This window comes from Burkholderia cenocepacia (assembly GCF_900446215.1).
GTDB lineage: Bacteria > Pseudomonadota > Gammaproteobacteria > Burkholderiales > Burkholderiaceae > Burkholderia > Burkholderia cenocepacia.
Genome location: NZ_UAQZ01000001.1, coordinates 1,144,921 through 1,157,860, shown reverse-complemented (window position 1 = coordinate 1,157,860; position 12,940 = coordinate 1,144,921). Strand labels below are relative to the sequence as shown.

The window sequence follows — 12,940 nt, the reverse complement described above, 5'->3', positions numbered from 1 at the left end:
ACGTGAGGTCAGCCGGTCGCGGTCGCGACCGGTATCGCGTTCGGCGTCAGGCCGTCGAAGTCGCGTCGGGCAGCGTGCCGCCAACCGCCGCGGGCTGGTTGCTGGCGAGCTGCGGCTCGTTGGCTGCCATCGGGTCCTGCTGCTTCGCCGGATCGGCCTTGGCGAGTTGCGTGGCGGCCTGCTCGGCCTTGTCGCCCTCGTAACGCCAGTACAGGAACTTCTTGCCGCGCTTGCCCATGAAGTACTGGCGGTTGACCGACCAGCGGCTCGCTTCGGCGAAGCCGGCGTAACCGTCTTCCATCTGCTTCTTGAAGCCCGCAATCGAGTCGTGCACGTAGTGATCGAAGAACCGGTCGAACGTCGCGCGCGCCGCCGGATCGATGCCGCCGAGCCAGTTGCCGGTGACCCGCGTCGCCGCGTCGATCGCCTTGTACTGCTCCGAGATGGTCCGCGTCAGGATGCCCCCGTTGGCCCGACGCACGGCATCCGCATCTTCGTTCCATTCGCCGTCGGTGATGGCCATGTGGGGGTCCACGCCGCCCGGCGGCTTCAGCCGGCCGTCGTGCAGGCGCCGGCTGCGGCTGGCGCGCCACTGGTAGTAGCGGTTCATGTGCCAGATGATCTGCGACTCGAGCCGGTCGCTGTTCGACGCCACGCCCGCGCGACGCTCGTTGCCCTGCCCCATGTACACGTTCCAGGCCGCCTCCAGCTCGCGGGAAATCGCGAACAGCCCGCCGGCCGTTTCCATGACGTCCTTCGGCTCGCGGAACGGCACGCCGGCCTTCCAGGCCTCGATGAAGAGATTGTTCAGCGCGACGTTGGCCAGTTCGTTGGTTCGCCCTTCCTGGTAATTGCGCTCGTAGCCGCCGCCCACGTCCGAGTGCATGCCGGGGTAATACACCTCGCGGCAGTTCGCGGGAAGCTTCTGATCCTCGCGCACCGAGTCGCCGGGGAATTTCTCCCGGACCTCATGCGACGCGACATAGTGCACGCATTGCCGGACGTAGTCGGGAATGCGGATGTCGTTCGCCCACTCCGCATGGCCGCCCTTGTCGATGCCGTGCAGCACGCCGCCATAGACCGGCCCGAGGATCGCGCCCACGATGTAGGGCGCCGCCTTCTCCAGGCGGCTGCCGCCGAAGCCCGTCGACGCCACCGTATCGAGGATGCCCATGAAGTAGACGACCACTTCGGGACGCATCCCCTTCATGTTCTTCTTGTTCCACCACAACCGGCCGCCGATGTTCTCGGCCAGTTGCTCGGTCAGCATGCGGACGAACGCGCGCGCCTCGGTGGCGCCGCGCGAGAAACCGAACGCGGCCACGTTGATCTGGCTCACGGCCGGCATGTGGTTCGTCACGTGTTTTTCGAGCTCGCGGAGCATCCAGCGGATGCGCGCCTCGCCCTTGCTCGCGGCCGCCATGCCCAACACGCCGTCGAGACCCTTGCCCGAATCGCCGACCTTGCTGCAGGGGGTACCGACGCCCTCGACGTACCGGCCCATCGTGCGCGGATTGGCCTTGTTGAACGGGACATGGGCGAACATCGCGAGCTTGGCGATGTTGCTGTACTTCGTCCTCGCGACGTCCGTCGAGCCGTTGCCGTCCTCGCCGTAGTTGTTGCCCGTGCCATCGAAGAAGGCCGTGAACCACACGGGCTTCGGACACTCCTTGCATTGCTCGACCCGCAGCGGATCGAGCGCCTCGCGGTGCGCGTGGCGGATCGAATCCTCGACCGGCGTGATATCGGTGATGCGTCGAATGAGGGGAGGATTGCTCATGGCGGTTACGCTCCTGTTCCGATCAGGTGTCCGGCGTCAATTCCACTGGGCCGGCTTCTTGCGCCCATAGAACGGATTGGGAATTTCCTTCAGGCACGCGCGGTCGGCCAGCTTGTGCTGCGCGTCACGCTTGGACAGGGCCACCTTCGGGTCCGGGCCGTCGACTTCGAAATCCATGTCGCCTTCCACCCGGCCATCGGGGAAGAAGTGCAGCACGATGCCGCCGCTCTTGTCCTTGACGGGCGGCCGCGTGACCGTGATCTCGCCTTCGCACCACGCCATCCCCGGCTGGGTTTCCCGGTGCGTGTACGGGTCGTAGTTCGCGGACGACGCTTCCATCGCGCGCTTGTCGACGACGCGCTCCCACCACACCTTGAACGTCTTCGGGGTCTTCCAGCGGAAATCCCACGCGAGACTCGGGCGCGAGCCGCCCCCGCCGGACCAGTACTTCGCATTCCGGGGCGTGGCGTGCGCGCCGTCGGCGCTCGCCGCGTCGTCGAGGCTGTTCTTGTCGGGCGGCAGCAGATAGACGCCGTAGATGTCGTAATCCGTATAGTTGAAGGACCCGGCGGTGATGACGTCGTAGTTCGGGTCGTTCCATTTATTCACTTCGCCCGGCGCCAAGCTGTCCTTTTCGGCATCGTTCACGCTCTTGCTGCAGGCAGCCGTGGAGAAAACCATCACGGACAGCAAGGTGATCCAGCAGCGGTTCATATTGAACTTCCTTCTCTTTCAGTCGATTTCATTCGCGTCGCGTCGCGCACGCGCCATCACGCGGCCGCTTCCTGCATCCGCCGCCAGTCTTCCGCCGGCACCCGCGCCAGCGCCTCCGGAAACGCCTGCCCCTGCGCCACCGCGTCGAACACGGCGGCCATCGCCGGATCCTCGTCGAAGCGCGCGCCGTACCGCAACGCCAGTTCGCAATAGATCAGCAGCGACGCCGCGCTGTCGGCGCCGTGCGCACGGCAGCGCGCCAGTTGGTCGCGCACGAAGTCGTAGTGCCGCGCGGCCGGCAACGACGCCAGCAGCCCGGGCTTTTCGACGCGCAGCCGCTCGAGCATCGTGTACGGATAGCACGCGGCGAGCAGTTCGTCCTCCTCCGCCTGGGTCAACTGCAGCGGAAATTCGGCGGCCTGCCTGACGTCGGCGGGCGCGGCGATGTCCGCCGTGCGAAGCTGCAGCGCGGTATCGCGGTGAATCCAGTGCCGCACACCCTGCGCCAGATACGCGCGATGCGCGGCGGGCAGCATGTCGAGCCAGAACGGCAGCACGCGCGGATCGAAGAAGCGCATCAGCATCACGCTCTCCATCTGCTCGAGCTGGACGTCCACCATCGGCGCCAGATGCGCGGCCAGTCGTGCGAGCGACAGCGGCGACACGAGCACGCTCGCCGCCGGCCATGGAATGCTGCGCGCCTCGATCGCGTCCGCGGCATCGGCGCCGTCGGCGCCCGGCTGCCATTCGAACAGCAGCGGCCCGACGATTCTCGCCTCGTCGTCGGCGTCGTCGAGCAGCGAAGCCGCGACGAACGCGGGCCACGACGCCTTCTCATCGTCCGGCAAGGTATCGAGCAAGGCACCGTCGATCAGGACGTAAGCGCGCAGCCCGTCCTGCGACGACAGCGCCGCCTGCAGCGCGTCGGCCGCCTGCGCGGCTGTCGGGTCATTCGTCATGCGCTGCCCTGCCTCACGCCTTGGCCGCGAACGGCGACGCCATCGACGCCGCGTTGACCATGCACGGCGCGCACGCCGTGCCCGGGAACGCGCGCGCGGGCACCGGCAGGCTGTCCGGCCCGATGAACGTATGCGACGCGGCATGCGCGGTGAATTCGCCCTTGGTCCCGTGCACGATGCCGCTGCCGTTCCAGCGCGTATAGCTGGTGCCGCCGTTGATCAGGACTTCTTCCTTCGCGGTGATGGTGATGCGGTTCGCATCGACCTTCACGTCCAGCTTGGCCAACACGTTGATGCTGTCCTTCAGCGCCTGGATGTCGATGTCGGCGGCGGCGGCCACGAGCCGGATGCCCTTCTCGAACGCGGCGACGCGCACCGCCTGCTGCGCGCTGACCAGCATGCTCTTGCCCGCGCCGATGCTCGTGTGGGCGCCGCTCGTCAACGCGACGTGCTGATCGCTCGCGACATGAGTCGACCCCGTCGTCGTGGCCAAGATCCCGGCCGGGCTGGCGAGCGCGAGAAACGGCTGCGCGAACTCCGGAAACTCGCCTTGCTGCGGATTGCCGCCGCTGCCTCTCAGGCCGTCGTTCTGCGTGCGAAGCGCCTGGTGGACGGCATCCTGGTCGCCGGACTCCTGCGCCTTCACGTCGTGCGCGGAACCCGACAGCGACTCGTGCAGGTCGTGCGCCTTGTCGAGACGGGCGACGGTCTCGCCGATGTCGGTTGCGTGGGCACGCGCGTCGTAGCGCGCCTCGCTGGTGACGAGCAGGCCCTTGGCCGCCCGCACCGCGCCATGCGCGTCGGTCCGCAACTCGAAGCCGCGGGCGCGCTGATCGGTGCGCCCCTGGGTCGCGTCGATGCGGACGTTGTGCCCGAGCGTCAGCTCGCTCGCGTCGGTATCGCTGCGCAGCTTCAGCTGGAGCTGCTGCGGCGTGTCGTCGAGCAGCACGTGGTTCGAACGCCCGCCCGCCGCGTTGCCGCTGTCGCCCGACAGCTCGCGGCTGCGCAGGCCGGTCAGCACGTGCTGGTCGGGCAGCGCCCACGGCGGCATCCGTTCCGCGTTGTACGTGGTGCCCGACACGACGGGGCGATCGGGATTGCCGTCGAGGCACATCACGAGCACCTCGCTGCCCACGCGCGGATGCGCGATCATGCCCTTCTCGCCGCCCGCCCAGCCGGCGGCCACGCGGATCCGCGCGCTGATCTGCGCCGCACGATCCCAGTGATAGACGATGCAGACGCGGCCATATTCGTCGACGTCGACGCTGCCGGCCCCTTTCGCGCCGGCGACGGTCGCGGTTTGCGGCGCCAGCACGCGCACCGGTTCGCTGTTGAACCCGCGGCCCGGGCGCCACGGCGTACGTCGATGGCCCGCGACGAAGCGGTTGCGATACTCGGGCTTGCCGTCGGCCTGCAGGTAATTGTTCGCCGCTTCGTGACGGGCTTCGAGAATCAGGTACTCGTGATCCTGCGGGCTACCCGACGCCGCGCTGAAGTGATCGGACAGCTGGAACCAGCGGCCGGGCAGGATGCCGTGATGGTTGCCGGCCGCGTCGAAACGCGTCGCGGCCGCCTCGATCTCTTCCATCCGCACGCGCGCGAGCGCATCGCCGGCGCGCGTCTGCTTCGCGAAACCGTAGTGCCCCACGTACTCGTGATGCTCGACCTGCGGCGCGACGCCCGGCGGATGCAGCGTCGGAATCTGCGCATGGGCCGCATGCGGCGCCTTGAAATCGAACGCGGTCGCGCTGTAGCTGCCGGCGGACAACGACCGCACCGCGGACCATTGGGAAATGGCGTCGGCGGCCATCGGGCCGTCGTGGGTCTGGAAACGGATCACCGGCGAGCGGCCGTCGACGGCCGGGCACTGCACCGTGCTGTCGTCGCCGACGATCAGCTTCAGGCCTTTCTCGTCGTGCTCCCACCAGTACAGGAACCCGACGGCTTCCAGATGGCGGACGATGTAGTTCCAGTCGCTTTCGCCGAGCCCGCCGCCCTGGACGTTCATCGTGCGCGCCGGATCGTCGCCGCGCACGCGCCACTCCCACGACGGCGCGAGCCCCTGGTAATCGGCGAGCAGCGTGCCGATCTGCTGCTGAAGCGATTGGCCGAGGAACAGGCGGTTGTTCACGCGAGTCCGCAGGAAATGGCTCCACGGGCGCAGCACCGCGCGGTATTCCGCAATCGAATCGTCGTTGCGGACCAGCGAAAACGCGGTGCAATAGCCGGTGAAATAACGCAGGCCGCCGTCGGGGCGCACCATCGACACCGCGAGCAGCTTGCCCAGCATGTCGGCCAGCGTGATGCCCGCCTCGCTGGACAGCAGCGTCACGTCGAACGTGAAATCGATCCCCAGCCCTTCGTGCGCGACGAGACGCTCGGCAACCAGCCGCGCCGGACGTTGCCGCCCGTACGCGTCGGTCACCGACGGTGCGTCGTCGTGCGGAAAAGACAGCGCGAGCAGGCGTTTGTCTTGCAGGAAAAACGGGGTTCGAATGAATGCCGCCAGGTCAGCCATGACCGCCTCAGAATGATTTTTCGTTCGTATGGAAACGGCCCGCTGCCATCCCTAATTTTGGGATGAAAGGATATCGTAGACAACGCAGCGCGACAACGTTGACGCCCTACGTCATTTCCCTGTCCCGGCACGGAAAATCGGTAATAAATACAGCACGTTGCGCGCGTGGGAGCCGGTGCTCGAACGGACGTCGCCGCCATGATGACGTCGCCTCGTCCGGCATCCCGACGCACGCGCGCGAAACCCGCCGGTTGCTGCGCCGGCGGCGGAACCTCGCCATGCGCTTCGCCGTCTCAACGCGACCGGCTTCACGTCCCGCAGTCCCTCCCGTCACCCGCAGCTTACGGAGCAGAACATGGCACATCGCACCCTCGGTACATCCGGCATCCAGGTTTCGCCGCTCGCGTTCGGCGGCAACGTCTTCGGCTGGACCGTCGACGAAAACGCATCGTTCGCGTTGCTCGACGCGCTCGCCGACACCGGCATCAATTTCATCGACACGGCCGACGTCTATTCGGCCTGGGTTCCCGGCAATCACGGCGGCGAATCGGAAACGATCATCGGCAAGTGGCTGAAGCGCTCCGGCAAGCGCGAGCAGGTCGTGATCGCGACCAAGGTCGGCCTGCTCGACGCGCGCGCGGGGCTGTCGAAAGACAACATCCTGAAGGCCGTCGACGATTCGCTGCGCCGCCTGCAGACCGACTACATCGACCTGTATTTCTCGCACCGCGATCTCGTCGACACGGCCCCGCTCGAAGAAACGCTCGGCGCGTATCAGACGCTGATCGACGCGGGCAAGGTGCGCATCATCGGCGCGTCGAACTACAGCGGCGCACGCCTGCGCGAGGCCGCCGCGATCAGCGCGCGCGACGGGCTGCCCGCCTACCAGGTCATCCAGCCCGAATACAACCTGCTCGACCGCGCCGACTACGAACGCGATCTCGAGCCGGTCGTGCGCGACCTGAAGCTCGGCGTCGTCAACTACTACGCGCTCGCGAGCGGGTTCCTGTCGGGCAAGTACCGCAGCGAAGCCGACCTGAAGAAGAGCGTGCGCGGCGATCGCGTCGCCGGCTATCTGAACGCGCGCGGCCTGCGCATCCTCGCCGCGCTCGACGCGGTGTCGGCGAAGCACAATACGCAGCCGGCCGCGATCGCGCTCGCGTGGCAGATCGCGCGGCCGACGATCACCGCGCCGATCGCGAGCGCGACGTCGCTCGCGCAGCTCGCGCTGCTCGGCGAGGCGATCCGCGTCACGCTCGATCAGGACGACATCCGCCGGATCGACGAAGCCAGCGCCCCCTGAAGTCCGCCGCGGCGGCAAGCCGATGGAATCGCACGGGCAGGCGGCTCCACGGCCTGCCCGCGATTCGCGCAGGGCGGATGGATACAATGGCGAGCATCCGATGGCCGCGGGGCTCGACCGGGCTTCTTCGCGCCGAATCAAAGCCACGCATAAGAAACCGCCGATGATCCACCTTGCCCGCCGCTCCCGTGCTGCCCGTCATGTCCGTCCGCTCGCCACGACGATCGCCGCGCTGCTCGCCTGCGCACCGGCCGTATCGTTCGCGGGCTGGTACGAAATCGCGAACTACACCGGCACGATCGGCAACGCGCCGGTGCACGTGTCGCTGCAGACCTACGACGCGATCAACCACAACGACGCGGGCCGCTGGCGCGTCGACGGCAGCTACTATTACGACGCGCATCGCAAGCCGATCCCGTTGCGCGGCCAGCGCGAGCCCGACGGCCGCCTGACGCTGTGCGAAGCGTCGTCGCCCGCATCGAACGCCGACGCGCCGGTCGTGCCGGCCGCCTCGCCGTCACGACCGAAGCCCTGCCCGATCGCGCTGACCGTCAGCGGCAAAGCGGCGACCGGCACGTGGGACGACGGCCGCAAGACGCTGCCGATCACGCTGAACGAAGTCGGGCGGCTGAACGACACCGACGACCCGCATCCGCAACTCGACGGCAGCGTCGATATCCCGATGTGGTATCGCACCAAGACGCACATGCTGGTCGGCGTCTACGCGCTGTCCGACAAGTGCGGCGTGGCGATGCAGTCGCTGCGGGCCGTGAACATCGCGACGGGGCGCGTCGATCGCACCATCGCGCTCGACTGCGACGCGGGGATGGTGATGACGTCGATCTACGCGAACGTCACCGGCGCGCACTGGGCGGACCACGTGAGCGTCGAATTCCGCGACGGCAAGATGGGCTACGCGGAGGACGTGTCGCTCGGGCTGCCGTCGTCCTCGTCGAAGCCGAAGTAAGCCGGCCACGCCTACCCCAAAGCCGCATACGTGTCTTGACTCGCACGGCCGCTTTCGTTGACCCGGACGGCCATCGATCGCGCAATCGCGCGCCGCGCCCCGCTGCAAGCGCGTCACGCGCACGTCCCGGGTCTTTCACGGATTGACCGCGACGTTCGGCGTGCCCGAGACTGCGCCGCTCGGGCCGTCATCGGGAGAACGTCATGCCGGACACCAGCACGGAGATCGCCACGATCTCGACGCGCGCCGTACGCGGCGCCGAGCGCGTCGACTTCTGGGTCGACCACGTCGCACGCACGCTCGTGCGGATCGAATGCAGCGGAAAGTCGTCCGAAGGGATCGATGCGTCGCTGCGCAAACGCGATCTCGGGCTGTTCCGCGCGTGCGACATCGTCGCGAACCGGCACGCGGTCGTGCGCACGTCGCACAACATCCACGCCGACCAGCGCGACGCCGTGTTCATCTGCCTGATGCACGAAGGGCACGGCTATACGTTCCAGGACGTCGACTGCATGCAGCACGGGCCCGGCGACCTCGTGCTGTACGACACGTCGATGCCGTACGGTCACGGCTTTCCCGCCGACATGGCGATGACCGTGCTCGACGTGCCGCGCGACGTGTTCGAAGCCCGCGTCGGCCCGTGGCGCTACCGCAGCCTCGTCAAGATCGATCGCGACGACGGGGTCGCGTCGTGGGCCGTGCGGCAGGTGGTTGCGCTGCTCGCCGCGCCGCAGGAGCCGACGCCCGACGCGCGCGAACGGCGCGCCGCCGCGATCCTCGAGCTCGTGCAGTCGATGCTGCGGCTGCGCGACGGCGACGCGTCGCCGACGAAGTCGACGGTCCACACGCTGTCGCGCGCGAAGGCGTTCATCGACAGCCATCTCGCCGACGACGATCTCGACAGCCGGTCGGTCAGCCGCGCGATCAACCTGTCGCCGCGCCAGCTCGCCCGCGTGTTCGAGATCGAAGGCACGCCGCTCACGCGCTACATCCTCGCGCGGCGGCTCGAACGCTGCCGCGCCGACCTGCGCGACCGGTCGCTGAAGCACCTGACGGTCAGCGAAATTGCGTTCCGCTGGGGCTTCAACAACAGCGCGCACTTCAGCCGCAGCTATCGCGCGCGGTTCGGCGAAACGCCAAGCGACACGCGCGCGCCGGCCGACACGCGCTAACCGCTGCCACCCGCTCCTCGCACCGCCGCTCGCCGCATGTCCCGCCGAGGCAAGCACGGCGTCCGCGTCGGTCAAATCGGGCCGCAACCCGCTCGCTAAGCTGGCTTCCTGCGCGGCGGCATTCGTTCCGCCGCCCGACAGCAAGGAGAAGAAGCGGGATGGAGACGTACGACCACATCGTCGTCGGCGGCGGTTCGGCCGGCTGCACGGTTGCGCACCGGCTGGTGAAGGCCGGCCGGCGCGTGTTGCTGCTCGAGGACGGCCCGAAGGACGACAGCCTGTTCATCCGGATTCCGGCGACGTTCATCCGCGTGCTCGGCACGCAACGGACGGTGACGTTCGAGAGCGAGCCGCAGCCGGGCGCCGCGGGACGCAAGACCTACGTGCCGCAGGGCCGCACGCTCGGCGGCGGCAGCTCGGTCAACGCGATGCTGTACGTGCGCGGCACGCGCGACGACTACGACGACTGGGCCGCGCTCGGCTGCACCGGCTGGGGCTGGGACGACGTGCTGCCGGTGTTCAAGCGCGCCGAATCGCATCTGCGGCTGTCAGAGCCGTTCCACGGCACCGACGGGCCGTTGAAGGTCGGCGACACGCGCTTCCGGCATCCGCTGAGCCTCGCGTTCGTGAAGGCCGCGCAGGAAGCCGGCATCGCGTACAACGACGACTTCAACGGCGCCGCGCAGCATGGCGTCGGCTTCTATCACACGACGATCTTCGACGGCCAGCGCGGCAGCACCGCGGCCACCTATCTGGCCGACGCGATCGCCGATCCGAACCTGCGCGTGCTGACCGGCTGCCGCGTGACGCGCATCCGGTTCGACGGGCGCCGCGCGAGCGGCGTCGAATGGCGCACCGCGAGCGGCGCGACGGGAGCGGCCGTCGCGCGCGCCGACGTCGTGCTCGCGGCCGGCGCGCTGAGCACGCCGAAGCTGCTGATGCTGTCGGGCATCGGCCCCGGCGCGCACCTGCACGCGCACGGCATCGACGTGCTGCACGACAGCCGCGACGTCGGCGCGCACTACCAGGATCACCTCGAGGTATCGATCTACGGCCGCACCCAGGCACCGGTCAGCCTGCTCGGCGAGGATCGCGGGTGGCGGGCGTTGCGGCACGGGCTGCAATGGATGCTGTGCCGCTCCGGCCTGCTGACGTCGAACGTCGTCGAATCGGGCGCGTTCGTCGATACGACCGGCGGCGGCCGCCCGGACATCCAGTTCCACGTGCTGCCGACGCTCGTCGGCGACGTCGATCGCGCCCCGCTGCCCGGCCACGGCCTGTCGATCAACCCGTGCCTGCTCCGGCCGCGCTCGCGCGGCGCCGTGCAACTGCGCGGCAACGATCCGGCCGCGCCGATCCTGTTCGACAGCGGCGCGCTGTCGGACCCGGCCGACGTCGAGGGCCTCGTGCGCGGCGTCAGGCTCGCGCGGCAGATTCTCCGCGCGCCGTCGCTCGCCCGCCTTGTTCGCGAAGCCGAGACGCTGACCGACGCCGCGCTCGCCGACTACGTGCGGCGTCGCGCGAAAACCGTCTATCACCCGGCCGGTACGTGCCGCATGGGCAGCGACGCGCACGCGGTCGTCACGCCGCGTCTCGCCGTGCAAGGCGTCGACGGGTTGCGGATCTGCGATGCATCGGTAATGCCGCGCATCGTGTCCGGCAACACGAACGCGCCGACGATCATGATCGCGGAGCGCTGCGCGGCGTTCATGTTGACGGCGTGACGCAATGCACGTGCGTGTGCGCTGCAGCACGCCGTGCCGAAAACGCAGACGGCGCGTGATGCGTGCGCCGCCGTCGACCTGTCGGAAAACCGGCGTCAGCCCGCGGCGTCACGCGCCGCGTCGCGCAGCGCCATCGGCGACGCGCCGTAGCGCTCGCGGATCGCGCGGCTGAAGTGCGCCTGGCTCGAAAACCCCCAGCGAAACGCGATCTCGCCGATGCTCGTCTTGCGTAGCCGCGCGTCGGTCAGTTCGCGATGCGCGTGCGACAACCGCTCCGACCAGATGTGCTGCGTGATCGACTCGCCTTCGGCCGCGAAGAGGCGCCCCAGATGTCGCAGCGACAGCCCGACCGCATCGGCGACGGCCTGCGGCCCGAGTTCCGGTTCGCCGAGATGCGTCGCGATGTATTGCTTCGCGGTCAGCAGGTACGACAGCGACGCGCGCGATGCGCCCACGCCGTTCACCTCCGCATCGACGAGCGCCGCGATCAGCGTGCGCGTGTGCTCGGCGAACCGCGCGGCGTCGCGCTCGACCGGCGCCTTCATGAACCGCTCGACGCTCGCGCGCAAGGTCGCGCCGAGCATCGCGCCCGCACCCGGCTTCGGCGCGATCCGCAGCGGCAGCGCGGCCAGCTCCGCATCGAGGCGGTCGTCGAGCGTCGTGATCGGGATATCGATCAGCAACTGCCGCATCGGCGTCAGGAATCCGAACAGATACGGCACGCGCGTGTCGTAGACGACGACATCGCCGGCTTCCGCGAGCAGGCACCGGTCGCGCTGGATGAAATACGCGCGCCCGCTCAGGATCTGGCACGCGAACAGCGATTCCTTCGGCAACTGGCGCACCAGCGCTGGGCTGCGCTCGATCACGTGATCCTGCCCGCTGATGTCGGCGATGCCGAGGCCCGGCAGCGCGATGTCGGTCTTCTCCACTTCGAGCCCGGCCGGCGACAGCGACGAGCAGCGCAGGCCGACCAGCGTCGCCGCGTTGAACGCATCCCAGTACGCCATCCTGTCGCGCGCCGGCACGTCGGCCGTCGAACCTCGCGTGCGTGAAAAAACGGTCGAATTCGTCACGTCGCCTCCTGCTGGCGCCTGTCGTGCGGAGCGGCACGGATTGGGGGATGGTTCGTCTGGATCCTGGTGCGATGCAATGTCCGGCGCGGTCAAGCAATTCGTCCAGCCCAGTCAAGAGCGGCGCGCACCGGCTGGCTAAAGTCGAGCCCACGACACCCCTACATACAAGGAGACACACCGTGGTCGACAAAGCCGTATCCGAATTCTGGCAAAACATCCCGGCGATTGCCAATCCGTTCAAGCCCGATGCGCTGCCCGAAGCCTACATCCCGAACGCGGCCACCGACGACGAGCGCTATTACGTTCCGTTCACCGAAACGGTTTCGTCGCGGCCGCTGTGGATCTCGCCGTCGCAGAACAAATGGTGCGACATCCTGATGGCGAAGGAAGCCGGGCTCGTGAACCGGCACTATCACCCGCACGAGGTGTTCGCGTACACGCTGTCCGGGAAATGGGGCTACCTGGAACACGAATGGACCGCGACGCGCGGCGATTTCGTGTACGAGACGCCGGGCGAAGGCCACACGCTCGTCGCGTTCGATCACCCCGAGCCGATGCGCGCGTTCTTCATCGTCAAGGGCCCGCTGATCTGGCTCGACGACGAAGGCAATCCCGACGGCTACTTCGACGTGCACTCGTACATCGCGATGTGCAAGGCGCATTACGAGAAGGTCGGCCTCGGCGCGCAAGCGATCGAGAAGCTGTTCCGCTGACGCGCGGCGAGGCT

10 protein-coding genes are annotated in these 12,940 nt (G+C 68.3%); 5 read left to right on the top strand and 5 right to left on the bottom strand.

Going from position 1 to position 12,940, the window contains the following annotated elements:
* Positions 1-46 precede the first annotated feature (46 nt).
* Genes DTA15_RS05390 through DTA15_RS05375 form a run of 4 tightly spaced genes read right to left on the bottom strand, consistent with a single transcriptional unit; the run spans position 47 to position 5,971 of the window.
* On the bottom strand, positions 47-1,780 hold the full coding sequence (locus DTA15_RS05390; RefSeq protein WP_006482310.1) for a T6SS phospholipase effector Tle1-like catalytic domain-containing protein: 1,734 nt from the start codon (positions 1,778-1,780) through the stop codon (positions 47-49).
* Between the two features lie 36 nt (positions 1,781-1,816).
* On the bottom strand, positions 1,817-2,494 hold the full coding sequence (locus DTA15_RS05385; protein WP_006482312.1) for a DUF3304 domain-containing protein: 678 nt from the start codon (positions 2,492-2,494) through the stop codon (positions 1,817-1,819).
* A gap of 56 nt (positions 2,495-2,550) precedes the next feature.
* Positions 2,551-3,453 (bottom strand): DUF4123 domain-containing protein, encoded by a 903-nt coding sequence (locus DTA15_RS05380; RefSeq protein ID WP_006482326.1) that lies wholly within the window; start codon positions 3,451-3,453, stop codon positions 2,551-2,553.
* 13 nt (positions 3,454-3,466) lie between these two features.
* A complete protein-coding gene (locus tag DTA15_RS05375; RefSeq protein ID WP_006482337.1) occupies positions 3,467-5,971 on the bottom strand; it encodes a type VI secretion system Vgr family protein in 2,505 nt (834 codons plus the stop codon).
* Positions 5,972-6,326: 355 nt separating this feature from the next.
* On the opposite strand from DTA15_RS05375, the gene DTA15_RS05370 reads away from it, so the two are divergent.
* The 4 genes from DTA15_RS05370 to DTA15_RS05355 all read left to right on the top strand — a co-directional run bounded on the left by DTA15_RS05370 (position 6,327) and on the right by DTA15_RS05355 (position 11,137).
* Positions 6,327-7,274 carry an aldo/keto reductase gene (locus DTA15_RS05370; RefSeq protein ID WP_006482302.1) on the top strand — a complete coding sequence of 316 codons (948 nt, stop codon included), beginning with the start codon at positions 6,327-6,329 and terminating at the stop codon, positions 7,272-7,274.
* A gap of 100 nt (positions 7,275-7,374) precedes the next feature.
* Positions 7,375-8,241, top strand: a complete 867-nt coding sequence (locus DTA15_RS05365) for a hypothetical protein (protein ID WP_006482321.1) — start codon at positions 7,375-7,377, stop codon at positions 8,239-8,241.
* Between the two features lie 203 nt (positions 8,242-8,444).
* Positions 8,445-9,413 (top strand): helix-turn-helix domain-containing protein, encoded by a 969-nt coding sequence (locus tag DTA15_RS05360; protein ID WP_006482346.1) that lies wholly within the window; start codon positions 8,445-8,447, stop codon positions 9,411-9,413.
* A gap of 158 nt (positions 9,414-9,571) precedes the next feature.
* Positions 9,572-11,137 (top strand): GMC family oxidoreductase, encoded by a 1,566-nt coding sequence (locus tag DTA15_RS05355; protein WP_006494090.1) that lies wholly within the window; start codon positions 9,572-9,574, stop codon positions 11,135-11,137.
* Between the two features lie 95 nt (positions 11,138-11,232).
* On the opposite strand, the gene DTA15_RS05350 is transcribed toward DTA15_RS05355, so the two are convergent.
* Entirely contained in the window at positions 11,233-12,213 is a 981-nt protein-coding gene (locus tag DTA15_RS05350) for a helix-turn-helix domain-containing protein (RefSeq protein WP_006488519.1), read from the bottom strand.
* A gap of 179 nt (positions 12,214-12,392) precedes the next feature.
* On the opposite strand from DTA15_RS05350, the gene DTA15_RS05345 reads away from it, so the two are divergent.
* Positions 12,393-12,926 (top strand): 2,4'-dihydroxyacetophenone dioxygenase family protein, encoded by a 534-nt coding sequence (locus tag DTA15_RS05345; protein WP_006488523.1) that lies wholly within the window; start codon positions 12,393-12,395, stop codon positions 12,924-12,926.
* The last annotated feature ends 14 nt before the right edge of the window (positions 12,927-12,940 follow it).